This window comes from Nocardia sp. NPDC059228 (genome assembly GCF_042754245.1).
Taxonomy (GTDB): Bacteria; Actinomycetota; Actinomycetes; order Mycobacteriales; family Mycobacteriaceae; genus Nocardia.
Genome location: NZ_JBHZAL010000005.1, coordinates 194,763 through 220,095, shown reverse-complemented (window position 1 = coordinate 220,095; position 25,333 = coordinate 194,763). Strand labels below are relative to the sequence as shown.

Here is a 25,333-nt window from a genome sequence, read left to right as displayed (position 1 = left end):
GTTCACGAGTGGATGACCGCGGCGGGATGCCGCAGCACGAAACTGGTGTGGGTGCCGCCCAGCGAGGAGCTGTTGACCAGCACCGGGCCGTGGTCGCCGCGCTGCCAGGCGGTGATGGCCAGCGCGGCGGCCAGTTGCGCGCCCGCGCCGATGGGATCGCCCAGGACCCGCTTCGGCTCGGGCCGGGCGCAATTCGCGCTGAGACCGAGCCGGTCGATGGCGCGCCGCTCCGGGCCGTCCACCACGGGCAGGCCCGCCGCGGCGGTCCAGACGGCGGCGAGGTCGGCGGGGGATACCCCGGCCGCGGCCAGGGCGTCGCGCATGGCCCGTTCCATCCCGCGGCCGCGCGGATCCCACCGGGCGATGCCCAGGGCATCGGAGGTGGTCGCGTACCCGGCGAGCACCGCGATCGGGGTGGCGCCCCGCTGCCGCGCCGCCGAGGCCCGCTCCAGCAGCAGGGTGACGCTGCCCTCGGCGAGCCGGAAGCCCCGGCCGTGGCGGCCGGTGAAAAGCCCCGCGCCCCGGTACGCGTCGAGGGCGTAGGGGGACAGCTCGTCCGCGCCGGTGCACAGCACGGCGTCCGCGCGTCCGGCGCGCAGCAGGTCGAACGCGGTCCCGAGGGCGGCGGCCCCGGCGGCGTGGCCCGAGGTCAGGGTGGAGGTCGGGCCCTTGGCCCCCAAGGCCATGGCCACCTGTCCGGCGGCGGCATTGAAGACGGTGTTGGGGAAGATGGCGGGGTTGCCCTGGGTGGGTCCGCCGAGCACGGTCGGTTCGAAGAATCGGGAAATGCTGCTCATCGGCCCGATGCCGGTGCCGACGACCACGCCCACGCCCTCGTGGGCGGTGAGTCCGGCCGCGGCGAGCGCCTGCTGACTGGTCGCGACCGCCAGCTGCCCGAGGCGGTCCATGCGCCGGCGGGCCTTGGCCGGTATATCGGCACCCGGGTCGGTGCCGACGCGGGCGAGCCGTAATCCCTGGTGCGGCTCCGTCGTCACGGTGTCACCGGCCCAGGCGTCCCAGAGCTGATCGGCATCGGATGCCTCGCCGATCAGCACGCCGATCCCGGTGACGACGACCTCGTCGGCGGCGACGGGGTCGAGATCGGTGCGGGCGGTACCGGGCCGTCCGTACACGACGCAGGCATTCGCTCCGGCGAATGCGAAGTTGTTCGACGCCGCGACCCGCATGGGCAGCGCACGCGCCTCGGGTGCGGGATCCAGGCCGCAGGCCGGGTCGGTCGCGGCGAAACCGGCTGTCGGCGGGACCATTTCATCGCGCAGTCCGAGGATGGTCACGATGGCCTCGACCGCCCCGGCCGCACCCAGCAGATGGCCGATCATGGACTTGGTGCTGCTGAGCACCACCGTCGACGCGGCCTCGCCCAGTGCGGCCCGCACCGCATTGCTCTCCGCCGCATCATTTTTCGGGGTGCCGGTGCCGTGGCCGTTGATGTAGGGCACGTCCTCGGGCGCGAGACCGGCGGTGTCGATGGCCGCGCGAATCGCCCGGGCCGCGCCCGCGCCCTGCGGATGCGGGGCCGTGGCGTGATAGCCGTCGGCCGACATGCCGTAGCCGAGCACCTCGGCGATGATCGGCGCACCGGCCGCCAGCGCCACCTCGGCGGCCGCCAGCACCATCATGCCCGCGCCCGCGCCGAGCGAAAGCCCGTCGCGATCACGGGAATACGGCCGGGCCGGGCGCGTGGACAGCGATTCGACGCTGGTGAATCCGTAGTAGGCCATCTCGGTGAGCGCGTCGCTGCCGCCCACCAGCATGGCGTCGGCCCGGTCCGCGCGGATCTGTTCGACCGCGTGCGCCAGCGCGTGTGCGCTGGACGCGCACGCGGTATTCACCGACAGCACAGGACCTTTCAGCCCGAACGCCGCGCTGAGCGCCTCCGCGCAGAACTGCGGCGGCACCAGCAGCAGATGCCGGTCGTCACCGAGACCGAGCCCGTCCGCGTCGACGGACCGGCCGGCGGCGACCGCGCGGCGCACCGCCTTCTCGGCACTGCGGATTCCGCTGTTGCAGCTGCCGAACGCCACCCCCCACCGGTGCGCGGGCAGGGCGTCCGGACGTGGTGGCGCGCCGTCCTCGAGCACACCCAGACCCGCGCCCGCCATGGCCTCCTCGGCCGCGATGAGCGCGTAGTCGACGGCGGGTTCGGGGTCGGTGAGACCCAGCGGCGTGAGGTAGTCGTATTTGGGGCGCGGCGGATCGAGGATCTCGCCGCCGATGGCTCCGGCGAGTCCGGGCACCGCGAGCTCGCGCAGCGGCCGGATGGCCACCTCGCCGCCGCGCACCCGCTGCCACAGTTCCTCCGCGCCGACGCCGTGCGCGGTGATCGCGCCGAGCGAGGTGATCACGATGCGCCGGTGCGGCGCGGGATGAGGGGTTTCGTGCATGGCCGAAGTTCCTGTCGGTCAGTTCGATGCGGTGAGGGTGAGCGCCACGGCCTGGCCTTCCAGGCCGCGGGCCAGGGCCAGCGCGACCCGCGGATTCGCCTGGCGCGCGGCGCCGGACACGATGTCGAGATCGCAGCCGGGCGCGGGTGTTTCGTGGTTGCCGGTGGCGGGCACGACGCCGGAGGCCAGGGCCAGTCCCGCGAGTGCGGCATTGAGCGCACCGGCTCCGCCTACCAAGTGACCGGTCTGTGGTTTGACGCTGGTCACCGCGGCCCGGTGGGCTTCGGGACCGAGGGCGGTGTGCAGGGCGCGCACCTCACTGGCATCGCCGAGCGCGGTGGCGCAGCCGTGGGAGAACACGGCGTCCACCGCCGGCGCTCCGGTGTCGGACAGGGCCGTCGAGATGGCGCGGGCCAGTCCCCGTCCGTCCCGATCGGAGGCGGGTACGCGGACACAGTCGTTGCCCATGCCGTAGCCCGCGAGCTCGGCATAACAGCGCGCGCCGCGTCGCAGCGCCCGATCACGCTCCTCGAGGATCAGGATCGCCGCGCCGTCACCGATGACCGAACCGCTGTGCTCCTTATCGAAGGGGCGAAAAGCCTTGCCGCCCAGTTCGTTGCGCGGCGAGAGCACCCCGAGCCCGTCCAGCTTGGCCATGGCCCACCAGTTGGTGGCGTCGTCGTACCCGCCCGCCACCGCGATATCGGCCTCGCCCCGGCGGATCGCCCGCATGGCCCGCCCGATCGCGGTCGCCCCGGAATCCGCCGCGCCCGCGTAGAAGGCATTGGGTCCGCGCAGGCCGAACAGCGAGGAGATGTGGTAGGTCCCGCCGTTCTGCAAACCTTCCACGTACGCCAGCGGCGGCACGATCGAGCGGGCCAGCTCCCCGAGCCGCCGCATGTCCGGTCCGCCGTCCGCGCCGCGGATGGCCTCCATATCGGCGATCGAGTCGTCGCGCTGGCAGATGTCCTTGTTCCCACCGAGATACAGGCCGGTGCGGTGGCCGAGGTCGCGTTTCTCGAGTCCCGCGTCCCGCAGCGCGAGGGTGGCCGCCGCGACGCCGTACTGGTCGCCGCGGGTGGAGGTGCGCATGGAGCGCAGCGACAGGAACCGGCCGGGATCGAAGTCGGGGATCTCCGCGCCGAGCCTGGTGCGCAGCGGCGACGGATCGTAGGCGCGCAGGGGGCCGATGGCGGTGCGCCCGGCCACGATCGCCGACCAGGTGTCGTCCGCACCTTCGCCGAGCGCCGTGACCAGACCGATCCCGGTGATCACGACGCGCCGCGCGTTCACGACTTCGCCTCGGCGGTACGCCCGTTCGCTTCCACGGTGCTCCCGTTCGCTGACGCGGTGCTCCCATTCGCTTGCGCGACGGGTCCGCGGACCAGGCGCAGGGTGCGGACGGCCGCGACGGTGGCCTCGCCCACGCGGGCGGTGGCCCTCCACCGGGATTCGGCGGGATCCGAGCCGGCACCGGCCGTTTCGACGGTGATGCGCACCTGGTCACCGGGCGTCACGAAGCGCCGGAAGCGCAGCCCCTCGGCGGCCCGCAGCCGCAGCAGCGGATCCCCGGCCGCGAGCACGGCCAGCGCGATCATGCTCTCGGTCAGCAGCACACCGGGCAGGATGGGCCGGCGCGGGAAATGGGTGTCGAAGAACGGCAGGGTGCCGGTCACATTCAGCAGGGCCTCGGCGCGAATTCCGGGACTCACCTCCAGGATTCGATCGAATCCCGGGGTGCCGATGCCCGCTGCCGGGACGTCGGCGGGCGCCGGGAGTGCGGTGGGCACGGTGTAGGACGCGGTCATGGCAGCTCCTGGGGTGTGCCCACCACGAGGCAGGTATTGGAACCGCCGAACGCGAGGGCATTGATCATGGCCGCGCGCACCGGCATGGAGCGCGCGCGATGGGGGACGTAGTCGAGATCCAGTGCCCGGTCCGGGGTGTCGAGATTCAGGGTGGGCGGCACCACCGAATCCCGGAGTGCGCCCAGCGCCGCCAGCAGATTGAGCGCCGCCGCGGCGGCGGTGAGATGCCCGGTCATGGATTTGGGTGAGGACACCACCAGCCGGTGCGCGTCGTCGCCGAAGACCTTCTTGATCGCCCGGGTCTCGGAGACGTCGTTGCCCGGCGTGCTGGTGCCGTGCGCGGCGATGTAGTCGATATCGGCTGTGCCCAAGCCGGATTCGCCGAGCGCGGACTCCATGGCCTCGATCGCGCCCGAGCCGTCCGGTGGCGAGTCGGTGATGCGCCAGGCGTTCATGGTGGACCCGTACCCGAGCAATTCGCCCAGGATCGGCGCACCGCGATCCAGCGCGGACTCGAGATCCTCCAGGACGAAGGCCACGGCGCCCTCGCCGATGACGAACCCGCTGCGGTCGGCGTCGAAGGGCCGGGACGCCTTGGCGGGCTTGTCGTTGTAGCGGTCGGTCATCGCGCCCAGCAGACCGAATCCGAGAATGTCGGCCCAGGTGGTGAGCGAGTCGTAGCCGCCCGCCACCATCATGCGGGCATCGCCCTCCTGGATCAGCCGGAACGCCTCGCCGAGGGCGTGCCCGGAGCCGGCGCAGGCGGTGTGGATGCCCACCATGGGCCCGGTCGCGCCGATCAGCCGCACCATGGCATTGAGCGCCAGGTTCTGATTCCCGGTCAGGGTCGCCGACGGCGCGGGCCGCACGAAGGCATCGGGTTGCCCGGTGCGAGAACGCAATTCGGATACCTTCAGCACCAGGTTCAGATCCGGGCGGCCCACGCTCGCGCCCATGGCGACACCGCGATCCGACGGTGCGTAGGGGGTCTCGGTGAGCGGGTCCAGGCCCGCCGACCGCAGGGCCTCGCCGGTCGCGGCGAGCCCGAACAACCCCGGCCGCGACACCCAGCGCCGGTCGGCGGCTGCCGGGACGGCGGTGGCCGGATCGAAGGCGTCGGGCACCAGCCCGGCGATCCGGACCGGGAAGGTGGTGCAGTCGAAAGTGGTCAATGTTCCGATGGCATTGCGGCCCTCGATCATTCCGGCCCAGGTGGTCGGCGCGTCGATGCCCAGGGGGGTGACCGCTCCCACACCCGTCACGGCCACCCGCCGCAGTCCCGCCGCGTTCGTGGCACGCATCAGACCAGCTCCTCGCCGAGCAGCTGGCGCGCCATCCGTTCGGTGTCGACCGGATCGTCGAGCCGATCGGCCTCGATGAGGGCGCACATGATGTTGCGGGCGAACAGGATTCGCTCGCCGTCCACCTCGATCCAGCCGTCCACCACCGCCGCCTCCGGCGTCGCGTGCACCACCTGTGCGGTCATGCGCAGCACGTCACCGGGCACCGCGTCGCGGTACACGGTCACCTCGCCCACAGTGAGCAGCGCGGCCCGGCGGGTGTGCGCCGAACTCAGCAGCACCAGCCAGGCGCCGGCCTGGCACAGCGCCTCCAGCGCCAGGCCGAAGGGCAGCACCGGGCCGGCGGCGGAGGGCTGCCAGACGTTCTCGTAGACCGAGGTGAGTTTGCGAGCGGTGATGTGCTGCAACGGTTCCCAGGACTCGATGCGGTCGATGAGATGAAATCGCATGGCAGTCACTCCTTTTCCGATTCAGCGGGAGACCAGGCGGCCATTGCTGAGCTGCACCGCCAGTCCGCCGTCCACGCGCAGCAACTCGCCGGTCACGTAGTCGGCGGCCGGACCGGCCAGGTAGGCCACCGCCTCGGCGACCTGCTGGACGGTCCCGTAGCGGCGCATGGGGACATGGGTGCGCCCGCGCCCGCCGTCGCGCTGCAGCAGGTCACCGATCAGATCGGTCGGGATCACCCCGCCCAGAACGGCATTCACGCGTACCCCGAACCGGGCCATCTCCACCGCGCAGGCCAGCGTGAAGGCGTTCATCGCGCCCTTCGAGGTGGAGTAGTTGGACTGCCCGGTGAGCCCCTTCTCGCCCATGATCGACGACACGTTCACGATCGAGCCCTCGCCCTGGGCCATGAGGTGCCCGGCCGCGGCATGGGTGCAGTTGAACGCGCCACCCAGGTTCACCCGGATGACCTCCCACCACACCTCGGGATCCATGTCGTGCAGCAGGCCGTCGCGGGTGATGCCCGCGTTGTTGACCAGAATGTGCAAGCCGCCCAACTGTTCTCGCGTCTGCTCGACCAGATCGCGGGCCGCGCCGCCGTCGGCGACATCGGCCCCGATGGCGACCGCGCGCCCACCGGAGCGCTCGATCTCGGCGACCACCTCGAGGGCCTCGTCCTTGTGGGAGCGGTAGTTGACGGCCACGGCCGCGCCGCGACCGGCCAGGGTCAGGGCCACGGCCCGCCCGATGCCCCGGGACGCGCCGGTGACCAGCGCGACCCGGCCGGCGAAGTCGCCGGACATCAGGCGACAGCCTCGGCGTCGGCCGGACCGGCGGCGGCGCGCTGGGCGACCAGGTCCACCAGATTGCGCACGGTGACCAGGCCGAGCACCTGCTCACCGCGCAGCGGGCCGTTCAGCTTGGTCCGATCGAACTGCGGCAGCACCTTTTCCAGATGTGCGAGGCCGATGTCGGAGACGATCTCGTTCTCGTCACCGAACTCGTCGTCGGGGATACCACCCTGCAGCAGCTCCTGGACATCGGCGACGGCGATCTTCACGCCGGTGTCGCGGTGGATGCGGAACAGGATGTCGAGCAGGTCGATGGATTCCGCGCCGAGCTCGTCGATGAGGGTGGCGTCGAGGGTCACCTCGGACTGGTCGATGCCCAGTGCGTCGGCGATCGCGTCGATGACGGCGGGAGCGAAATCGGTGCTGGTTTCGGGCATGGTTATCTCTTCCTTCGTGGTGGGGACACCGTTGGGTCCCCTGGGGCGCGGGACGCCACAGGGGTGAGGATCGGCCGGATTCGGCGGATCAGGCGTAGGCGGCGATGGCCGCGGCGATGCGGCGCGCGTCCTGGGTGCTGCGCACGGTGGCCGCGCCCAGCATGCGGTTGGCGAGGCCGGACAGCACGCGTCCGGGGCCGATCTCGAGGTAGTCGGTGCAGCCGAGATCGGCGGCGGTGCCGATCACCTCGATCCAGCGGACGGGGGCGGTGAGCTGTCGGCGCAGTAGGTCGCGGGCGTCATTGCCACTCGAAATCTTCTGCGAGGTAACGGAACTGAGGATATCGATGGCGGGGTCGCGGAATTCGGCGCGGTGCAGGTCGGCCGCGAACCGCTCCTCCAGCGAGGCCATGAGCGAGCAATGGAACGGCGCTCCGACCCGCAGCGCGACCAACGAGCCCGCGCCTTCCTCGCGCAGTAACTCCACGGCGGCGTCCACCGCCTCCGCCGTGCCGGAGATGACCGACTGATCGGGGGCGTTGTAGTTGGCGAGTTCGACCACGCCGGCCACTCCCGCGCAGATCTCCTCGATCCGCGCCGCGGGCACCCCGGACACGGCCGTCATGGCACCCGGTATCGCCGCGGCGATTTCCGCCATCAGCTCGCCCCGGCGTCGCACCAGGGTCAGCGCGTCGGCGAGGTCCAGCACCCCGGCCGCGACCAGGGCGGTGAACTCGCCGAGGCTGTGCCCGGTCACCATGTCGGGGCAGAAGCCCTCGGCGCGCAGCACCTCGAAGATTGCGAAGGAGGTGGCCAGGATCGCAGGTTGCGCGATCTCGGTGGCCCGCAACTGTTCCGCGTCGCCCTCGGCGCACAGCTTGCCCAGGGGCAGGCCCAGCACCTCGTCGGCGCGCTCGAATACCACCCCCGCCGTGCCGGGGTGCTCCCGGATCAGGTGGGCGGCCATGCCCTCGCGCTGGGAACCCTGGCCGGGAAACATGGCGATCACACTGGCGTTCATGTTGTCTTCCGAATCCTGCTGGTAGCCATGGCTACTGCGAGACAAATCCCGAACGTCGCTGTTCTCGCCCCGAGTATGTGAATCCCGGCTCGAGCAGTCCTCGAGGAAAACCAAACACGCAGTAACTATCTGAGCGACCCCGGCTTTTCGGCCGGCCGTTGCTCGTGCGGTAACTGGACATGGCGCGACGCTAACCAGGGGCGGTTAGGACCGGGTTAGGGGTCAGCGGGCGCGATCGGGCCTCAGCCGCAGTGGCTTTCGAGATAGAGCCGCAGTACCAGCCGGCCCTGGCTGACCACCCACTCGTTGCGGGGAGCATCCCGGTAGGCGTGTTCGATGGTCCCCTCGGCGATCGCGATCGCGACCCCGAACACCCGGGGATCGGTGTGTGCGGGCATCACCCCGGATTTCAGCAGCAGGTGGCCGAACGAGTGCGCGGAACGGCGCTGATGGACGTGGACCACGTCGCTGTCGCCGTAGGCGAAGTAGAGCGCGACGAATTCGAGATGCCGCAGGAAGTGGGTGCGATGCACGGCGGCGAACAGGTCGATCGCGTGCGGGATGCTGTCCGCGCGAAGCGTTTCGATCTCCGCCGCGACCCGCCGGTCGATCCGGTCCAGGTCGCGGTCGAGCAGCTGGCGGAACACCGCCTCCCGATTGGCGAAGAACTGGTAGAGCGTCGCGATCGGCACGGCGGCGCACTCGGCGATCGCGCGGGTCGTCACGGCGTCCACGCCGTGCTCGTCCACGAGTTCCCGTGCCGCGTCCAGGATGCGCTCGACACGTTCCCTGCTGCGCGACTGCACAGGTGCGCGTCGGAGGCGCCCCAGCTCGGACACTCGATCATGATCGCAGACGACTCGGCGCAGCCGCAAAACATGAGCGGAACATGACTTTTCGTCCGATCGGCCAGGTAGCGGCGTGAAGGAAACATTACTGTTTCGTGGGTCGTGCGAAGAAGTCTCGTGGCTTGAGTCGATTTGCGAAACATCCACTTGCGCAGGCAAGTTGGCCGTGCGAACATAGCCGCCAGCGGAAATGGGCTGCGAGATGGATTGTGGCGAAATAGATTTGAATATTTCTGCGGTTCGCCCATGACGCAAGGAGTTTTCATTGAGAGCATCTGGTGAACGGTCGATTCATGTCAAAATGATGGGCGAGTTCTCCATTTCGGACTCCGGTGCGGATTGTGTCCGGTGGCGTGCGAGCAAAGCTCGATCACTGTTCGGAGTGTTGCTCGTGAACCGCAACAGCGTCGTGGGCAAGGAGCGGCTACGAGAGTTGTTGTGGCCGGACATCGATGGGCCCAGTACGTCGTTGAAGGTGACGGTGCACACCCTGCGCAGAACGTTGGATGCCCACTTCGGAACCGAACGGCGAGACCTGCGCATCGAGTTCCGGGATTTCGGCTACATCATGGACGTGAGTGACGATGTGATCGTCGATTGCCAGGAATTCGAGCGGTTTACCGCGGCCGCACGTGACGCCGCCGCGCGCGGCCTGCGGGAGGAGGCGCTGGACCTGTATCGACGGGCCGCGGCACTCTACTCGGGCGAGTTTCTCGACGGCGAATCCGACAGCTGGGTGATCGAACACCGGCACTGGCTGCGTTCGATGATCCTGAGCGCGTTGAACACGCTGGCCGAATACGCGCTCGACGCAGGAGAACTCGCCGACGCCGCCGACGCGTGCCGCCGCACCCTCGCCATCGATACGGCGAACGAGGCGGCTTTTCGCCGACTGATGACGATCCACGCCCGGCGCGGGGAGCTGCAGCAGGCGGAACAGTGGTACGCGCTGTGTGCGCAACGTCTGCGGGAGCAGTTCGAAATCGATCCCAACCAGGACACGCGGTCGCTGCGGCATCGCCTGCTCGGCAGCGAATTCCTGGAGAGTTCCCGCCCGGTCCGTGCGGGCCGCCGGGCTCGCGACGGCGTCTCGGATCGCCTGGGCTCGATCGCCTGACCGCGGATCATCCGCCGGGGAGCGCGGTGGGCGTGCTCAACAGCCGGGCCCGCCGGGTGAGGGTGAGGCCGATACCCTCGGCGGCCGCGCGGACCGCTGCCGCGTGGGCGTCCGGATGGAACCGGTGGGACGGGCCCGCCACGCTGATCGCCGCCACCACGCGGTCCGCGTCGCGGATCGGGGCGGACACGCACACCAGGCCAGGGGCCGACTCCTCGAATTCGAAGGCCACGCCGTCCGCCGCGATCCGATCGAGCTGTTTGCGCAGCGTGCCCGGCTGGACCATCGTCCGCGGAGTGTAGCGACGAAGCGGCCCCGCCAGTACCTGATCCCGGAGCGCCGCATCGGCATTGGCCAGCAACACCTTGCCGATGGCCGTGCAGTGCACCGGCATGCGGCCTCCGATCCGGGACGGAGCGCTGGCCTGCCGCCGTCCGCCGATCTTCGTCAGGTACACGACATCCGTGCCATCCAGGACGCCCAGATGCACGGTCTCGTGAATACGCGCGTTCAGCTCCTCGAGGAAGGGAATGGCCACCTCGAGCAGACTCCGCTCGACCGACGCGCGCATACCCAGCTCGAACAGATGCCCGCCGAGCCGATATCCGGCCTCGGTCCGGTCCAGGAGCCGCACCGTCACCATGTCCGACAGCACCCGGTGCAAGGTGCCCTTCGGAATGCGGGTCCGCCGAGCGAGCTCGGCGAGGCTCAACGGGGCGTCGTCGATCGAGAACGCCTCGAGTACCGCCATGGTCTTGCCCAGAACGGTCGAACCGTCCACCACTCGACCGGCAACTGCAGCTGACATCGTCGACCTCCAACCCTGCGGGCCCAGCCCACCCTATCCGGCGGGCGTTCGGCTCAGTGGAACGGAATGCTGGCGGGTGCGTCCTGCCCGCGGTGACAGTGAGATCGCTGTTCCAGCCTTCGTCACGAATCCGGAGTTTCCGATGCCACCACCTCCAAGCCTTGACCGACGCTCCGCGGACGCGGACACCGCCGCGATCGCCGCCGACATGCTCGGCGCGGCTGCCCGCTCCGGCACCCCGTGCGCGCCGGTCCGCGATCTGATCGGTGCCGACGACGTGGCCGCGGCATATGCGGTGCAGGAACTGCTGACCGCCGGGCGCATCGCGGCCGGCGCCCAGGTCGTCGGCCGCAAGATCGGCCTGACCTCCCCGGCCGTGCAGCGGCAGCTCGGCGTCGACCAACCGGATTTCGGAGTGTTGTTCGACGACATGCACTACGGGCAGGACACGCCCGTGCCGCTGAGCCGGCTGCTGCAACCGAAGGTCGAAGCCGAAGTCGCGTTCGTGCTCGCACAGGACCTGGTGGACGGCTCGCTCGACGACGAGCAGGTTCGCAGCGCGGTCGGCTACGCGGTGGCCGCGCTCGAGATCGTCGACAGCCGCATCGCGGGCTGGGACATCACGTTCGGCGACACCGTCGCCGACAACGCCTCCAGCGGCCTGTTCGTTCTCGGCTCCGAACGCCGCACCCTCGATACCTTCGACCCCGTTTCGGTGCGGATGCGGATGGCGATCGACGGTGTCCACGTGTCGGCCGGAACCGGCGCCGCCTGCCTCGGCGATCCGCTGCACGCCCTGGCCTGGCTGGCACGGACCACCCGCGAGTTCGGTCGGCCACTGCGCGCCGGGCAGATCGTGCTCTCCGGAGCGCTGGGACCCATGGCCCCGATCCAGGGCCCCGCCACCGTCACCGCGGACATCACCGGACTCGGCTCGGTGACCGCGAACTTCGTCCAGGAGTGAGAATCATGAACGACAAACCCGCCGGGCTGAAGGTCGCGGTGATCGGGTCGGGCAACATCGGCACCGATCTCATGATCAAGGTGATCCGGCACTCGGACGTGCTGACGATGGGTGCGATGGTCGGCATCGACCCGGAATCCGACGGACTCGCCCGCGCCCGCCGGTTCGGCATCCCGACCACGGCCGACGGCGTCGAGGGCCTGCTGAGGCTGCCGAACTTCGACGAGATCGACGTGGTCTTCGACGCGACCTCCGCCAAAGCCCACGCCGCCCACGCCGCGGTGCTCGAACCGCTCGGCAAACGCCTGATCGATCTGACGCCGGCCGCGCTCGGCCCGTTCGTCGTACCGGCGGTGAACCTCGACGAACATCGCCACGCGCCCAACGTCAACATGGTCACCTGCGGCGGGCAGGCCACCATCCCGATCGTCGCCGCCATCTCCCGCGTCGCACCGGTTGCCTACGCCGAGATCGTCGCGTCCATCGCCTCGAAATCCGCGGGGCCGGGTACCCGCGCCAATATCGACGAGTTCACCGAGACCACCGCGCACGCGATCGAAACGGTCGGTGGCGCCCGGCGCGGCAAGGCCATCATCATCCTCAATCCCGCGGACCCGCCGCTGATCATGCGCGATACGGTGCTGTGCCTGATCACGGCACCCGATTCCGGTACCCACCGGGCGATTCGCGAATCGGTGGAGCAGATGGTCGCGCAGGTGGCCACCTACGTGCCCGGCTACCGCCTCAAGCAACGAGTTCAGATCAGCGCCGTCCCGCAGGATCAACCGGTGCGCACCCTGCTCGGCCCGGACACGGCGGCCGCGCCCACGCATCAGGTGTCGGTCTTCCTGGAAGTCGAAGGAGCCGCCCACTATCTCCCGGCATACGCGGGCAACCTCGACATCATGACCTCGGCGGCGGTGCGCTACGCCGAATCCATCGCCGACACGATCGCCGCCGCCCCGGCAGAACAGGAAGCGCTCCGATGACCACCCAGCTGTTCATCCAAGACGTCACACTCCGCGACGGCATGCACGCGGTGCGCCATCGCATCACGCCCGACGACGTCGGCCGGATCGTGGCCGCGCTCGACGCGGCGGGTGTCGACGGCATCGAAGTCGCCCACGGCGACGGTCTCGCCGGAGGCAGCCTGAACTACGGGCCCGGGAGCAATACCGACTGGGAATGGATCGAGGCCGCCGCCGCCAATCTCACGAACGCCCGGCTGACGACGCTGCTGCTGCCCGGCATCGGCACCATCGAAGAACTGAAGCAGGCCTACCGGCTGGGCGTCCGGTCGGTGCGCGTGGCCACCCACTGCACCGAAGCCGATGTGTCGGCCCAGCACATCGCCACCGCACGGGAACTCGGCATGGATGTCTCCGGATTCCTGATGATGTCGCACATGGCCGAACCGGCTCGCCTCGCCGAACAGGCGAAAATGATGGAATCGTATGGGGCGCAGTGCGTTTACGTCACCGATTCCGGTGGCCGGCTGACCATGGACGGTGTCCGTGCCCGGGTTCGCGCCTACCGTCAGGCGCTCGATCCGGGCACCGAGATCGGCATTCACGCGCACGAGAACCTCTCGCTGTCGGTGGCCAACTCGGTGGTGGCGGTCGAAGAAGGCGTCACCCGGGTCGATGCCTCACTCGCCGGACACGGTGCGGGGGCGGGCAACTGCCCGATCGAACCTTTCGTCGCGGTCGCCGATCTGGCCGGCTGGAAGCACAACTGCGATCTGTTCGCGCTGCAAGACGCCGCCGACGACCTGGTGCGGCCGCTGCAGGATCGTCCGGTGCGGGTAGACCGCGAAACCCTCACCCTCGGGTACGCCGGGGTCTACTCGTCCTTCCTGCGCCATGCCGAAGCGGCGTCGCGGCGTTACGGCATCGACGTGCGCACGATCCTGCTCGAGGTGGGACGCCGCGGACTGGTCGGCGGACAGGAGGACCTCATCGTCGACATAGCCCTGGACTTGCTCCCCGCCGCCGACAGGGCGACAGCCTGACGGAGGGGCAGCGCCTTGCCCAGGTCCTGCTGGGTGTCCGTTCCGGCTGGTGGTTGCAATTTCACGGTATGTTGAAATATGTTCGAGCAGGTGCTGAAACAGCATCCGCAGGCGATCACGCGAGCACGGAACGGGCAAAAAAGGGGGACAGCGGGACATGGCGGCACGAGCGGGACGAGGTCCGCGTGGCGAACGTGGCGCGCAGGCGGACCGCATCCTGGCCGCGGCTCGCAAGTCCTTCGCCGAGCGGGGCTACAACGGGACCTCCTTGCGTTCGGTGGCTCAGGCCGCCGATGTCGATCCCACCCTGGTGAACTACTACTTCTCGAACAAGCCCGGACTGCTGAAAGCGGCACTGGAGCCGCCGGCCGCCTTCGGTGAGCGCATTGCCGAGGCCGCCCAGGTGCCGCTGGAGGAGCGCGGGCGAGCCTTCGTGGAGGTGGCGGTGCGCATGTGGGACGATCCGGCCACCGCGGAGGTCCTGCGCTCGATCCTCCTCGCGGCAAGTCACGAGCCCTTCGCCATGGAGCGCCTCCGCTCCATCTTCTCCGCCCTCGTTCTGCAGGTCGTGTCGGCGAGCCTTCCCCGCGACGAGGCCGAGGTGCGCGCAAGTCTGGTGTCCACGCAGATCGTGGGCCTGGCGATGACGCGTTACGTCTGGGGGATCGACCGCATCGCCGACATCCCGACCGAGCAGGTCATCCGCCTGATCGCGCCGACTGTGCAGCACTACCTCACGGGCGACCTGGGCGAGGACATCCCGGGGAACGCCTGACCGCGAGCGACTGACCGGGCCGGACGTGGCCCGTCGGCACCTCGATTTCCGGCGCACACCGCCGGTCGTCAGCACCTCGATCCGTCCCCCGTCTAGTGGGGTGACCTGCGAGGACGATGCAGCGGTCCCGGTCCGCGGCCTCGAATTCCCTCGGACCTACCATATTTTCACGACGTATGGAAATTATGCTTGCCCGTGGCGAGTCGGTGCGCGTACGGTGAGGACAGTTAATTTCAGTACACGTGGAAATGAAGGTGCGATGGCTCGATTCAAGACCGCTGGAGTGGAGACCGGTCAGCGTCAGCTCAACGGACCGCAGACGACCGGTCGCCGGTACCGCAACCTGTCCACCGCCGGCCACGGGACGACCCGCGAGAACAATGTGCCGGTCCCGGTCCGTGACGGCACCCAGCTCCTGGCCGACATTCGCCGGCCCGACGCGGAGGGCAGATTCCCCGCCCTCATCGCGGCGGCCCCCTACCCCCGCCAGCTCCAGGACCTGGGCGCCCCCGCGGCCATCATCGAGGCCGGCAACAGCGACTTCTGGGTGCCGCGCGGTTACGCCCATGTCATCGCCAACCTGCGCGGCACCGTCGGCTCCGGCGGCGTCTACACCTTTTTCGACGAGCAGGAGCGCAAGGATCTGTTCGACCTGGTCGAGTGGGTCGCCGCGCAACCCTGGTGTGACGGGAACGTGGGCATGATCGGCATCAGCTACTACGCCATGACCCAGTTGGAGGCGGCCACCCAGCGCCCGCCGCACCTCAGGGCCCTGTTCCCCTTCAACGTCACCGTTCAGGCCCGGGAAGCCGCGTACCACAACGGCCTGTTGAGCGCGGCCTTCTTCACCCCCTGGATCCATGCGCTGGGCGTCCTGTCCGCCCACGGCGACCGCCTCTACCGCGCGGGCCTGTCCCGTCTTCTGCGCCGGTTCCTCGCCATCCCGGCCGTCCACCGGCGGTTCAGCCGGAGCGACGCCGTCCAGGTACACCACCGCCTGGAGCAGGTCAGCCGCTTCCGCCACGCCGCCCACCCATGGAACGACCTGCTCGAGGCAGTGGTCACCGATCACCCCACCCGCGATGCGTGGTGGGACGAGCGTGATCTGACCGGACTGCTCGCCGATGTCGACATACCCGTCTACCTCGGCGGCGAGTGGTCCAGTGTCCCCCTCCACCTGCCCGGCCTCTTCGAAGCCTGGGACGCCCTCGCCCACAACCCGCACGTGCGCATGGCCATGCTCGGGGCCTACGGCCTGCCGTGGCCATGGGAAAGCATGCACGTCGAGGCTCGCCTGGTTCGATCACTGGCTCAAGGGGGCGGACACCGGCATTCTCGAAGGCCCTGCCATCCGCTACTGGCTGCCCGGGGCAGAAGAGTGGCGCACCGCCGACTCCTGGCCCCCGCCGGCCACCCACACCGCCCTGGCCCTCAACGCCGACGGCTCCCTTACCGCCGACGAGCGGCCGGGCGCGCTCAGTTACGCCACCGACGGTGCGGACGCGATGCCCGCACAGCTGAGTTGGACCAGCGACCCGCTTCCCGAAGACATCGAGATGGTCGGTCATCCGGAATTACGGCTCACCGCCACCAGCGGCGCGACGGACACCGCATGGATCCTGCTCCTGCAAGACGTCGGCCCGGACGGCACGGCCACCGACGTCACCCAGGGCTGGCTGCGCGCCGGCATGCGCCACGTCGACGAGGGGGCGAGTGAGACGGGCCGGCCCGTCCTCCCGGCGCGGGCGTGGATCCCCATCCGTGTGGGCGAGCCGGTCGACTACCGCATCCCGCTGGTCGCCAACGCCCGCCTGTTCCAGCGCGGGCACCGCATCCGGCTGATCCTCACCAGCGACGACACTCGCGAGGACTTCCAGCCCATGCTGCTGTTCAGCCACGCACCCGTCGGGATCGAGGGCGTCAACACGATCCACTCCAGCTCACGCCTGCTCCTTCCGATCCTGGCGGGCGGAAGCGGCGATCGGTCCGGTACGCCGAAGGAACCACCGGCGTAATGCAATGCCACATCACTGTCCACTTCCCGGGTTGGCCGCCGTTGCACTATGCGGCCGACTCCGTGGCAGCGCACGCTTTTTCGCGGGCAGTGTACGAAATGGGGCTGGCGGCAATACAAATCGATCACGATATGCGAGAAGCATTGCAGCCCATGCCTTGTCAGCGGCTCTGGCGATGAACGGGCGGTATGCCCCACTCGCTCACTGCCATTCGTATGTACCGCGACCGAGTGACAGGCGCATCGAGACGCTGCCCTCATTGAGGCGCCACCGATGCACAACGAAGGTTCGCAGACCCGCGGTGACGAAGGGATCCGCCCTAAAGTGCACACACTTTTGCAGAGGATGTCAAGGTCGCTCGCTCGCCGGGCCGGATGTTCCGGAGGCCGAAATTTGCTCAGCAGTCGCTTTCTGGCGTGCCAAACGAGAAAGGCCCGGTCCATCAGGACCGGGCCTTGTCGCAGTCAGAGGGTGCCGTTTTCGATGTCGCGTTTCAGGGCGGCCTGGTACGCCTGGTGGGATGAAACGCCATTGTCGACGGTGAAGTTGATGAGCAGCGGGTTGGCGATGAAGGTGAGGTGCTCGTTCACCGTGGTGGTGCCGTTGCCGTTGTCGACGAAGGTGATCTTCTGATGGGTGATGATTCCGGGCGAGTCATAGCTGTCGGTCAGGTAGTAATGATCAGCCGGATAGAGGCGCTGTTCGGCCTGGGTTTTCGCGGGGTAGTCGACCGAGCCCATCGGAACGTTCTCCAGCGCGGTGAAATCGATGGTTTCGGTGACGCCGTCGGTGCAGGTGCGATGCGTGATGATGTCCTTCAGGAAAGGATGCCGCCCGATGTCGTTGCGCAGGTTCGAGTACACCGTCCATACCTTGGCGATCGGCGCATTGATGGTGATCGGCAGATCGACCGTCCGCGACGACGTGCCGGACGACGGACTCTTCTGCTCGGCCTGATATGTGGCCCAGCCGGTTTGCCAGCCGGCGGTGTAGGCGTTCGGGGTGTCGGTACAGGTCGGTGCGGAATCCGCCTGCGCCACCGGTGAACCCGCCGCGAACGACAGGGCCATTGCGCATCCCACAAGATATTTCACGGGCGGACTGTAACGTGTTCTCGCGCCCTGCGCGAGGCGCTCCCGAATTCGAGACCGAACCGTATGAATTGTGCTGTGCGGCCCGCCTACCAGCAATGCACGGTTCGAATGACTGTCCGGCCGGCCGTCCGTCGGAAGGACGAGCCGGCCGGACCCGCGTCAGCTCCGCGCGGCCGGCACGTCGAGCAGCGCGGTCAATGCCGCAGCGGTGCCGGGGAACCGCTCGAGCAGGCCGGCTACCTCGTGGTTTCCGGCCGGGCCGGCCTCCTGCCAGCCGCCGTCGATGCCGAGCAGTCCGCTGAGCGCGTCGCACGCGGCGGGGTGGGCGGCCAGCAGTTCGGTGACCGGCCCGCGCGGTGCCGCGGCCACCGGCGGTGCGGCCGTGGTGAATTCGGCCGACCAGGGCGGGACGAAGGCGTCCACGGCGGGCAACGCGCCGGGGAAGGTACGGCCCGCTTCCCGGACCAGGCCCGGAATCAGGTCGCCCGCCTGATCCTTCAGGGTGGTGATCAACTTCGGCAGCCAGGGCAGCAGCACCGTGTCCGGCAGCGTGCCGAAGGCCTTCGACAACAGTTCCACCACAAAGGGTTTCAGTGCCGGAGCCGGGTCGATGGCCTGCACGAAACCGCTCACGTACTGCGGAACCGTCGGCAGCACCAGCGGATTGGCCAGCATCCCGTCGCACCGCGCGCGCAGCTCGGCCATGGTCAGCAGGCCGAGCTGGAACCGCGCCGCCCACAGCAGGGCCACCTTGGCCGGTGCCTCCGGATGTGATTGCAGCACCGCCAGTTCCAGCTGGGTGTGATCGCAGCCCAGCGACAGCGCCAGATTCTCCATCCCGAACAGGAAGCCCAGCATGGCCGCTACCTGCCCTGGCCCGGTCTCCTCCGCGGCGAAGGCGGTGGGCAGCAGGGTGCAGTAGTGCGCGTACCCCGCTGTCACGAACCGTTCGCACCATGCCGGTAGGCCGTCCTCGGTGGAGCGGAAGTAGTTGAGCAGCACCCGGATCCGCCGCAGCACGACGGGCGCGTCGTCCACTGTCCGTTCCGCGGCGAGGAGTTCGACCGCACGATGGCCCAGCTCGTCGGCGAGCCGGACCGATCCCAGATACACCAGCGCGTCCTCGACCGCGCCCAGCGCCACGGCCGCGGTCGCGTCCGGCGCGGCGACCGCGCGCCGCAGGCGCTGCTCCAGCACCTGCTCCACCGACACGCCCTCGTACCCGAGCTCCACCAGTGAGCGCTGGTGTTTGCCGAGCCCGATGTCCCAGCTCTCCTGGATCGAGGTCTCACCCAGTCCGCGCGAGCCCATGATGGGCCGCAGCGCGTCCTGCGGCAGCAGCCTGCGCAGCAGCCACAGCAGATTCGAGCACGGCCGCAGGTCCGGATTCGCCTTCAGGTCCAGCAGCGCGCGTTGCAGCGTCCGCTTGGACAGATCCAGTCCCAGCGGTGCCAGCCGATCGAGCACGTCGCGGGCCAGTGGCGGCAGCGCCGCGTACCCGACCTGGCCGATGCGGTCGCCGCCGAGCAGGATCTCGCACAGCCGCCGCACATCCCGCCGCCCCGGCACCCGGTCTTTCTCGAGGCAGGTGACGGCCGCGTCCTGGAAGTCGTACGGCGTCGGACGGGCACGATTGCGCAAGCCCGCCAGCAGGATCGAGGTCTCGAAGATGGCGATGGCGTCGGCGGTGCTGGCCAGGTAGCCGTTGCGCCGGGCCAGCCGGACGATATCCACCGACCACTCCAGGAGCTCGGCCTCGTCGAGCGGGTCCAGCACCGGTGGCCGGGACAGGAAGCCCGAAAGCCGGTCCGTCACTTCGGCTTCCGATTCCGCCGGAAGGGGCGGCTGCTTGGCGCGCTTCTTCGCTCCCTGCTGGCCTTCCAGCTGGAACGACTGCAATTTGCCGCGCCGCAACCCCTTCGCCCAGGTGGCCGCCGCGATCGACACCGCGCCGCCGGCCAGCCCGAACTGCGCCTCGATGGCGGAGTGGCTGGACGGGATCAGCCCGTAGTGCCATGTGGTGGCCGAGCGCGGCGAGATCTCGAACGGCTCCGACGCGGCCAGTCCGAACTGTTCGACCGGGCTGGCCGCATGGGCCGCGCCGCACACGTACAACGCCTGTGCCGGATCGATGTCGTTGGCGGCCAGGTGTTCGCGCATGCGGGTCCACATATACCGTTCGCGGTCCTCGTCCTCGACGGTGCTGCCGCGCCGCAGCCGCCGGAACAGGCTGCCGATCATCACCATGACCTGGCGGTAGGTGTCGTAGTCGGCGTCCACCAGGGGCTGCTCGACGTACTGGTCCCACCATTCCGACCAGTGCCGGACCTTGCCGTGGTGCAGCAGGTGTTCTTCCAGTTCGGCGAAACGCGGTCGCAGATCACCGATTTCGAGGCCGACCGCGCCGCCGTGCAGGCCGTCGTCCTCGCGCTGCTCGCCGTCGGCGGGTGTCTCGGACTGCTTCTTCGTCTCGGGAGCCCACTGGAAGACGTGATCGGTGGACCGATCCACCAGCACCAGTTCGACGCCGGGCGTATCGAGCGCGTAGGCGATGGCCTGGTACTCGGCCGACGATTCGGTGATCGGCGCGACCACCGACAGCGGCGCCCATTCCGCGGGAAAGCCCTCGATCTCGGTGGCGAAGGCCTGCAGCGCAATCGGCAGGCGGCAGTTGCGCAGCTCGTCCATCAGCGGCCGCATGTCCTCGCACAATTCCAGGTAGATGACGCTCGGCTGCTTCTCGCGCAGCCGCCGCACCATGGCCAGACCGGAGGCGGGCGAGTGGTGGCAGACCGGGAAGATCTCCAGCCGCTCCGACAGCGCCCGGTCGACATCGTCGACGATGCCCGCCAGGATGTCGCCCGCCGCCCCGGGTGCGCCGGCGAACGCGACGGCCGCGTCCGCCAGCTGATCTCGCAGCGCGGCAAAGGTATTCGGCGCGGGCCGGGTGTCGGGCACGTTCACGACAGCCTCGCGATCGCCGCCCGGCCGCCTTCGAGGAATTCGCCCCAGGCGGCATCGCCCTTCTTGTCCTTGGTGCGTGGCTCGACGACGCCGTGCAGGTACTTGTTGAGAATGGCCAGGTCCTCGGGCGTGCGCCGGGCCAGCGACCCGACCAGCGAACCGGCGAGGGTCTCCGCGCGCAGTTCCTTCGCACCGAAGAACTGGCTGTGCAGGATGGCGTCCTCGAGCACGCCGATCTGCTCGGCGGTGGACAGCGCCGACTCGAGCTTGTCGTCGTCGCTGGTGGCGGCGGCCGCGGCGGCGCGCAGATCGGCGAAGCTCTCCAGCAGGATGTCGAGCAGCGTGGGCGGCAGTTCCAGCTCGATGGAGTGGCGGCGCAGCAGTTCCGCGGTGCGGAAGCGCACGATCTCCGCCTCGCTCTTCTTGTTGGACACCACCGGAATTCGCACGAAATTGAAGCGCCGCTTGAGTGCCGAGGACAGGTCGTTCACACCGCGGTCGCGGCTGTTGGCGGTGGCGATGATGGAGAAGCCCGGCTGCGCGAACACCACATTGTCGTCATCGAGCTCGGGGATCGAGACGTACTTCTCCGACAGGATGGAGATCAGCGCGTCCTGCACATCGCTGGTGGAGCGGGTGAGTTCCTCGAAGCGGCCGATCACGCCCTGCTCCATGGCGGTCATGATCGGGGACGGGATCATCGACTCCCGCGACTGACCCTTGGCGATGACCATGGAGATGTTCCACGAGTACTTGATGTGGTCCTCGGTGGTGCCGGCGGTGCCCTGCACCACCAGCGTGGAATTGCGGCTGATGGCCGCCGACAGCAGCTCGGCCAGCCAGCTCTTGCCGGTACCCGGATCGCCGATGAGCAGCAGACCCCGGTCCGAGGCCAGCGTGACAATGCTGCGCTCGACGAAACTGCGGTCACCGAACCACTTCTGCTCCACCTCGCGGTCCAGTCCGTCGGCGCGTTCGGAGCCGAGTATGAACAGCCGCACCATCTTCGGGCTCAGCCGCCACGCGAACGGCTTGGGGCCGTCGTCGATGGACTCCAGCCAATCCAGTTCCTCGGCGTACTTGACCTCGGCGGGGGCGCGCAAAACGTCGTTCATGATGGCTGGTCTCCTAGTCGAGAAAGTTCTTGAGTTCGTGCACGAGCTTCTGGATGCGTCCGGAAATCACCGGGGTGCCAAGATTTTTGAACCGTTCGCGGAACCACGGGTTGACGCTCTGGTGGCCGGAGCTGTTCACCGAGCCGACCGGGATGAGCTTCACCCCGGAGCGGTGCACCGCCTCCATGGCCTCGAACAGCGGCTGGGAGCGGTCGAACTCGTAGAAGTCCGAAATCCACACCAGCACGGTGTTCTTCGGGTCGGTGATCTTGGGCTGGGCCATGGCCATGGCGACCGGGCCGTCGTTGCCGCCACCGAGATTGGTGCGCAACAGTACCTCGAACGGGTCGTGCACCCACGGGGTGAGATCCAGGGCGCGGGTGTCGTAGGCGATGAGATGCACATCCACCTTGGGCAGGCCCGCGAAGATCGACGCCAGGATGGTGCAGTTCACCATGGAGTCGACCATGGAGCCGGACTGGTCCACCACCACGATCATGCGGGCGGGGACGGTGCGCTTGGCGGTCTGACGGTAGTAGAGCCGGTCGACGTACAGCCGCTCGTCCTGGGGGTTCCAGTTGGGCAGGTTCTTCCAGATCGTCCGGTCCACATCCAGATTGCGCAGGATGCGCTTGGGCGGGACCGAGCGGTCGACGGTGCCCACACTGGTCTGCTGCACCTGGGTGCGCAGCACTTCGGCGACCTCGTCGATGTAGCGGCGGATGAGGCGTTTGGCATTGGCCAGGGCCACGCCGGACAGATTGTGCTTGTCGCGCAACAGTTGTTCGATGAGCGACATGCTCGGGGTGAGCTGGGCGGCCAGGTGCGGATCGGCGAGTACCTCGCGCAGCCGCATGCGGGACACCAGCTCACCTTCCAGGCCGGTGAGCACGCCTTGCACGGCGCCGGCCTGCTCCTCGCCCAGGCAGCGCCGCAGCCAGTTCGCATCGGACTGCCAGCCCGCCAGCTGGGTGGCGCTGACCTGGCCGGAGCCGGTGGCGAAGACGTTCAGCAGCAGCTTGGAAACCAGTGCGGCGCTGCGGACATCGGCCGCGCCGATGGACTGGGGCGCGGCGGCTTCGGTCTCGTTCCCGGCGTCGTCGGCCGCCGCCCCCTCGGTCGCGGAGTCCCCGTTCTCGGAGAAGTCGAGGCTTTCGAACTCCGCTTGCATCTCCGGATAGCGTTGCACCACATTGTCGATGGAGATGCCCGGATCGAGTACGGCCAGCGGCAGACCCAGCTCGTCGACGATGCCCGCGCTGGCCTGCTCCAGCGCCGGTTGCTGATCTCCGGTGAAGACACCGGCCAGGAGACGCCAGTACAGGATCTGGCGTCGCGTTTCATGATTCGTCATTTGCGCAGCAACCGTCCCGCGCGTTCGCGCAGCACCGCCACGGCATCGCCCGACTTGGCCTGTGCCTTGGCGACTTTCGGATCCGTCGGGCCCAGCGCCCAATCACCGTTGTGGAACGCGGTGAGCGCACCCTTGACCTTGCGCTGCACGGCCAGCGGCCGCACCGACCAGACGCCCGCATCCCAGCGCAGCAATCCGATCATGGCGCTGGACCCGGTCACCCCGGCCGGAGTGAGCGGACCGGCGGACGGGAGCGCGTCCAGCTCCACCCGGATCCGCTGCTCACCCATCTCAAGTGCGCCGTCGCGGAACCGGTACCCCTCGAGCACAACCGGTTCGGCGATGTGCACCGGATCGCGATCCAGCGGCGCGACGGCCGGGGCCTGCGCCTGCGGCAGTTGCACGGTGGCGGTGACGAACGGATCGGCGGCCTCCCCAGCCTTCGCCCGATCGTCATCCCACAGCAGGTCACCGGTCGCTGTCAGCGGCATGTCGGTGAGCTCCAGCGCGCGCTGCCCGGCCAGCGCGGTGAGCAACTGGCGATGCGCGCCCAGCAGCTGCCACACCGCCGGTCCCACAATGGTGTCCACCTTGGCCGCCGCCACCGACACCCGCACCCGGCGGGCCGGTGCGCCCGCGACCTCGAGCACGCCGTGCACCTGTGCCTGTACGGCGGTCCCGTGCTCGTGCAGGTCCACGCCGAGCGGGAGCAGACGACCCGAAACCGGCTCGGTGGCAGCGGATTCCGCGCCGCGCCAGGACAGCAGCAGGGCGCGCGTCCACAGATCGGCCCAGCGTCGCGCGGGCACCCGGTCCATGGTGGCGATCGGTGCGGACGCGCCCAGTTCGGCGGTGAAGCCGTCCAGCAGCATCGCCAGCCGCCGCAGCGCGGGTTCGGCCAGCAGCGACTCCACGGTCTGATCCGCGGCTGCCACCAGGTCGTGGTCCACGCCGCGCCATCCGGCGATGGCCAGTTCACCCAGCCAGGCGCGGGAACCCGCTGCGAGCGGGCTCGGTGCGACCGCATCCGGCGACGCCGTCCACTCGGATCGATTGCGGCCCATGGCCGTATCGGCCTGGCCGACCAGTGCATCGTGCACCGCGCCCAGCAGGGCGGCCCGGGCGGCGGCCAGCGCCGACAGCTCATCCGCGCCGATCGCGCCCGTGCTCACCTTCGACACCGCCGCCGAAACCGCCTCGGCCAGAGGCGAACCCGCCACCGCCGCGGCCAGTGCCGCCAGCGCCGCGCTCTGCGGTTCGGAAACCCGGGCGAAGCCATTGACCAGAGCGGAATCGAACCCGCTCACCGCGTCCAGGGCTGCCTCTACGCCGGCGGGCGCATCCACCAGCGCGGCCAGTTGTACCGCCTGCATCAGCGACCCACCCCCGCCGGGAACCAGTGCAGCTCCGGAATCGGCGCCGTGCTACCCGGCAGCTCCAGATAGGTCAGATGCCGCAGGAACCGGCTGAACACCGCGGCGGCCGGAGCCGGATCACGAGTTCCATTGAGACAGTGCGCAAGTCGAGAACCCTCGGGAACCTCGACCCGCAGGAACCGCGCCACCCGGTCCTGCCCGTACTGGAGCACCGCTTCATCGATCAGCGCGTCCAGATGCTTGCAGGCCCACCCCTGGTTCAACCCGCCGCACGGCCGGTTGTTGTTGGTGCTGCAGCTCAGCCCGTGGGTCCCCGCGGTCACCGATGCCACGTACACCCGTGAGATATCGGAGCCGCTCGACACCACCCCCTGCAGGCGTCCGTCGGCCAGCTCGACGAACGGCACCTTGTTCAATTTCCGCGGCGCGACAGCGGGCAAAACCCGCACCACAGAAGCGCTTTCCCAAGCCGGTTCACCCGGCGTGGCACTCGGATTCGAGGCCATCGTTCTCCCTCCCGGTCGATCACGATGCGCCCAAGGTATGTGACCCCACCGACAAGTCCCGCCCCACCTCCGAAACGGCTGGTGAAGATCCCTTCCCGCGGTGGCTTCCCGGGCCCGTCCGCCGGCGCCCGCGGCTACCGTGAACGGAGCGCCGCTGCCCGAAGCGGACGTATTTC

22 protein-coding genes and 1 pseudogene are annotated in these 25,333 nt (G+C 69.2%); 7 read left to right on the top strand and 16 right to left on the bottom strand.

The features are described 5' to 3' along the window. Positions 1-2: 2 nt before the first annotated feature. The 9 genes from ACFXKA_RS11275 to ACFXKA_RS11235 all read right to left on the bottom strand — a co-directional run bounded on the left by ACFXKA_RS11275 (position 3) and on the right by ACFXKA_RS11235 (position 9,049). Positions 3-2,405: a beta-ketoacyl synthase N-terminal-like domain-containing protein gene (locus tag ACFXKA_RS11275; RefSeq protein WP_379427078.1), complete on the bottom strand. Its 2,403-nt coding sequence runs from the start codon at positions 2,403-2,405 to the stop codon at positions 3-5. Between the two features lie 18 nt (positions 2,406-2,423). After that, entirely contained in the window at positions 2,424-3,698 is a 1,275-nt protein-coding gene (locus tag ACFXKA_RS11270) for a beta-ketoacyl-[acyl-carrier-protein] synthase family protein (RefSeq protein ID WP_379427077.1), read from the bottom strand. Further along, positions 3,695-4,213, bottom strand: a complete 519-nt coding sequence (locus ACFXKA_RS11265; protein ID WP_379427076.1) for a 3-hydroxyacyl-ACP dehydratase FabZ family protein — start codon at positions 4,211-4,213, stop codon at positions 3,695-3,697. The genes ACFXKA_RS11270 and ACFXKA_RS11265 overlap by 4 nt, the downstream gene beginning before the upstream one ends. Next, on the bottom strand, positions 4,210-5,514 hold the full coding sequence (locus ACFXKA_RS11260; protein WP_379427075.1) for a beta-ketoacyl-[acyl-carrier-protein] synthase family protein: 1,305 nt from the start codon (positions 5,512-5,514) through the stop codon (positions 4,210-4,212). Before ACFXKA_RS11260 ends, ACFXKA_RS11265 begins: the two co-directional genes overlap by 4 nt. Further along, the gene (locus ACFXKA_RS11255) at positions 5,514-5,963 is read right to left on the bottom strand and encodes a hypothetical protein (protein ID WP_354840748.1); all 450 of its coding nucleotides are present in this window, start codon (positions 5,961-5,963) and stop codon (positions 5,514-5,516) included. The genes ACFXKA_RS11260 and ACFXKA_RS11255 overlap by 1 nt, the downstream gene beginning before the upstream one ends. Positions 5,964-5,984: 21 nt before the next feature. Beyond that, on the bottom strand, positions 5,985-6,764 hold the full coding sequence (locus ACFXKA_RS11250) for a 3-oxoacyl-ACP reductase family protein (protein WP_354840751.1): 780 nt from the start codon (positions 6,762-6,764) through the stop codon (positions 5,985-5,987). Beyond that, positions 6,764-7,189, bottom strand: a complete 426-nt coding sequence (locus ACFXKA_RS11245; protein WP_354840754.1) for an acyl carrier protein — start codon at positions 7,187-7,189, stop codon at positions 6,764-6,766. Before ACFXKA_RS11245 ends, ACFXKA_RS11250 begins: the two co-directional genes overlap by 1 nt. Positions 7,190-7,277: 88 nt before the next feature. After that, complete coding sequence (gene fabD / locus ACFXKA_RS11240) at positions 7,278-8,210, bottom strand: ACP S-malonyltransferase (RefSeq protein ID WP_379427074.1); 933 nt, start codon at positions 8,208-8,210, stop codon at positions 7,278-7,280. 242 nt (positions 8,211-8,452) lie between these two features. Beyond that, the gene (locus ACFXKA_RS11235; protein ID WP_379427073.1) at positions 8,453-9,049 is read right to left on the bottom strand and encodes a TetR/AcrR family transcriptional regulator; all 597 of its coding nucleotides are present in this window, start codon (positions 9,047-9,049) and stop codon (positions 8,453-8,455) included. Between the two features lie 310 nt (positions 9,050-9,359). Between ACFXKA_RS11235 and ACFXKA_RS11230 the strand changes: the two genes are divergently transcribed. Next, positions 9,360-10,175, top strand: coding sequence for a BTAD domain-containing putative transcriptional regulator (locus ACFXKA_RS11230; protein WP_379427217.1), 816 nt, complete (start codon positions 9,360-9,362; stop codon positions 10,173-10,175). Between the two features lie 7 nt (positions 10,176-10,182). On the opposite strand, the gene ACFXKA_RS11225 is transcribed toward ACFXKA_RS11230, so the two are convergent. Then, a complete protein-coding gene (locus ACFXKA_RS11225) occupies positions 10,183-10,983 on the bottom strand; it encodes an IclR family transcriptional regulator (protein ID WP_379427072.1) in 801 nt (266 codons plus the stop codon). A 142-nt stretch (positions 10,984-11,125) separates the two neighbouring features. On the opposite strand from ACFXKA_RS11225, the gene ACFXKA_RS11220 reads away from it, so the two are divergent. From ACFXKA_RS11220 to ACFXKA_RS11195, 6 genes and pseudogenes are all read left to right on the top strand, one after another. Then, on the top strand, positions 11,126-11,947 hold the full coding sequence (locus ACFXKA_RS11220) for a 2-keto-4-pentenoate hydratase (protein ID WP_379427071.1): 822 nt from the start codon (positions 11,126-11,128) through the stop codon (positions 11,945-11,947). A gap of 5 nt (positions 11,948-11,952) precedes the next feature. Further along, positions 11,953-12,936 carry an acetaldehyde dehydrogenase (acetylating) gene (locus ACFXKA_RS11215; protein ID WP_379427070.1) on the top strand — a complete coding sequence of 328 codons (984 nt, stop codon included), beginning with the start codon at positions 11,953-11,955 and terminating at the stop codon, positions 12,934-12,936. Then, positions 12,933-13,958: a 4-hydroxy-2-oxovalerate aldolase gene (dmpG, locus tag ACFXKA_RS11210; protein ID WP_379427069.1), complete on the top strand. Its 1,026-nt coding sequence runs from the start codon at positions 12,933-12,935 to the stop codon at positions 13,956-13,958. The genes ACFXKA_RS11215 and dmpG overlap by 4 nt, the downstream gene beginning before the upstream one ends. A 157-nt stretch (positions 13,959-14,115) precedes the next feature. Next, complete coding sequence (locus ACFXKA_RS11205; protein ID WP_379427068.1) at positions 14,116-14,733, top strand: TetR family transcriptional regulator; 618 nt, start codon at positions 14,116-14,118, stop codon at positions 14,731-14,733. A gap of 259 nt (positions 14,734-14,992) precedes the next feature. After that, positions 14,993-15,928, top strand: a pseudogene (locus tag ACFXKA_RS11200) (CocE/NonD family hydrolase); the annotation flags it as partial. Then, on the top strand, positions 15,858-16,748 hold the full coding sequence (locus tag ACFXKA_RS11195; RefSeq protein ID WP_379427216.1) for a CocE/NonD family hydrolase C-terminal non-catalytic domain-containing protein: 891 nt from the start codon (positions 15,858-15,860) through the stop codon (positions 16,746-16,748). The pseudogene ACFXKA_RS11200 and the gene ACFXKA_RS11195, both read left to right, overlap by 71 nt. 464 nt (positions 16,749-17,212) lie before the next feature. Here the strand turns inward: ACFXKA_RS11195 and ACFXKA_RS11190 are convergent, their stop codons facing one another. The 6 genes from ACFXKA_RS11190 to ACFXKA_RS11165 all read right to left on the bottom strand — a co-directional run bounded on the left by ACFXKA_RS11190 (position 17,213) and on the right by ACFXKA_RS11165 (position 25,058). Continuing rightward, a complete protein-coding gene (locus ACFXKA_RS11190; RefSeq protein ID WP_354835980.1) occupies positions 17,213-17,842 on the bottom strand; it encodes a hypothetical protein in 630 nt (209 codons plus the stop codon). A gap of 159 nt (positions 17,843-18,001) precedes the next feature. Continuing rightward, the gene (locus ACFXKA_RS11185) at positions 18,002-20,806 is read right to left on the bottom strand and encodes a DUF5682 family protein (RefSeq protein WP_379427067.1); all 2,805 of its coding nucleotides are present in this window, start codon (positions 20,804-20,806) and stop codon (positions 18,002-18,004) included. Beyond that, positions 20,803-21,921, bottom strand: coding sequence for an AAA family ATPase (locus ACFXKA_RS11180; protein WP_354835976.1), 1,119 nt, complete (start codon positions 21,919-21,921; stop codon positions 20,803-20,805). The genes ACFXKA_RS11185 and ACFXKA_RS11180 overlap by 4 nt, the downstream gene beginning before the upstream one ends. Before the next feature lie 13 nt (positions 21,922-21,934). Further along, positions 21,935-23,275: a VWA domain-containing protein gene (locus tag ACFXKA_RS11175; protein WP_379427066.1), complete on the bottom strand. Its 1,341-nt coding sequence runs from the start codon at positions 23,273-23,275 to the stop codon at positions 21,935-21,937. Further along, positions 23,272-24,648, bottom strand: coding sequence for a hypothetical protein (locus tag ACFXKA_RS11170; protein ID WP_379427065.1), 1,377 nt, complete (start codon positions 24,646-24,648; stop codon positions 23,272-23,274). The genes ACFXKA_RS11175 and ACFXKA_RS11170 overlap by 4 nt, the downstream gene beginning before the upstream one ends. Next, on the bottom strand, positions 24,648-25,058 hold the full coding sequence (locus ACFXKA_RS11165) for a hypothetical protein (protein ID WP_354835970.1): 411 nt from the start codon (positions 25,056-25,058) through the stop codon (positions 24,648-24,650). Before ACFXKA_RS11165 ends, ACFXKA_RS11170 begins: the two co-directional genes overlap by 1 nt. Between the last annotated feature and the right edge of the window lie 275 nt (positions 25,059-25,333).

Coding starts and splice junctions, on each gene's coding strand:
- ACFXKA_RS11225 (WP_379427072.1), bottom strand. CDS start 10,983: ATGTCAGCTGCAGTTGCCGGTCGAGTGGTGGACGGTTCGACCGTTCTG.
- ACFXKA_RS11245 (WP_354840754.1), bottom strand. CDS start 7,189: ATGCCCGAAACCAGCACCGATTTCGCTCCCGCCGTCATCGACGCGATC.
- ACFXKA_RS11215 (WP_379427070.1), top strand. CDS start 11,953: ATGAACGACAAACCCGCCGGGCTGAAGGTCGCGGTGATCGGGTCGGGC.
- ACFXKA_RS11265 (WP_379427076.1), bottom strand. CDS start 4,213: ATGACCGCGTCCTACACCGTGCCCACCGCACTCCCGGCGCCCGCCGAC.
- ACFXKA_RS11195 (WP_379427216.1), top strand. CDS start 15,858: ATGTCGACATACCCGTCTACCTCGGCGGCGAGTGGTCCAGTGTCCCCC.
- ACFXKA_RS11175 (WP_379427066.1), bottom strand. CDS start 23,275: ATGACGAATCATGAAACGCGACGCCAGATCCTGTACTGGCGTCTCCTG.
- ACFXKA_RS11230 (WP_379427217.1), top strand. CDS start 9,360: ATGATGGGCGAGTTCTCCATTTCGGACTCCGGTGCGGATTGTGTCCGG.
- ACFXKA_RS11170 (WP_379427065.1), bottom strand. CDS start 24,648: ATGCAGGCGGTACAACTGGCCGCGCTGGTGGATGCGCCCGCCGGCGTA.
- ACFXKA_RS11220 (WP_379427071.1), top strand. CDS start 11,126: ATGCCACCACCTCCAAGCCTTGACCGACGCTCCGCGGACGCGGACACC.
- fabD (WP_379427074.1), bottom strand. CDS start 8,210: ATGAACGCCAGTGTGATCGCCATGTTTCCCGGCCAGGGTTCCCAGCGC.
- ACFXKA_RS11250 (WP_354840751.1), bottom strand. CDS start 6,764: ATGTCCGGCGACTTCGCCGGCCGGGTCGCGCTGGTCACCGGCGCGTCC.
- dmpG (WP_379427069.1), top strand. CDS start 12,933: ATGACCACCCAGCTGTTCATCCAAGACGTCACACTCCGCGACGGCATG.
- ACFXKA_RS11255 (WP_354840748.1), bottom strand. CDS start 5,963: ATGCGATTTCATCTCATCGACCGCATCGAGTCCTGGGAACCGTTGCAG.
- ACFXKA_RS11260 (WP_379427075.1), bottom strand. CDS start 5,514: ATGCGTGCCACGAACGCGGCGGGACTGCGGCGGGTGGCCGTGACGGGT.
- ACFXKA_RS11275 (WP_379427078.1), bottom strand. CDS start 2,405: ATGCACGAAACCCCTCATCCCGCGCCGCACCGGCGCATCGTGATCACC.
- ACFXKA_RS11180 (WP_354835976.1), bottom strand. CDS start 21,921: ATGAACGACGTTTTGCGCGCCCCCGCCGAGGTCAAGTACGCCGAGGAA.
- ACFXKA_RS11205 (WP_379427068.1), top strand. CDS start 14,116: ATGGCGGCACGAGCGGGACGAGGTCCGCGTGGCGAACGTGGCGCGCAG.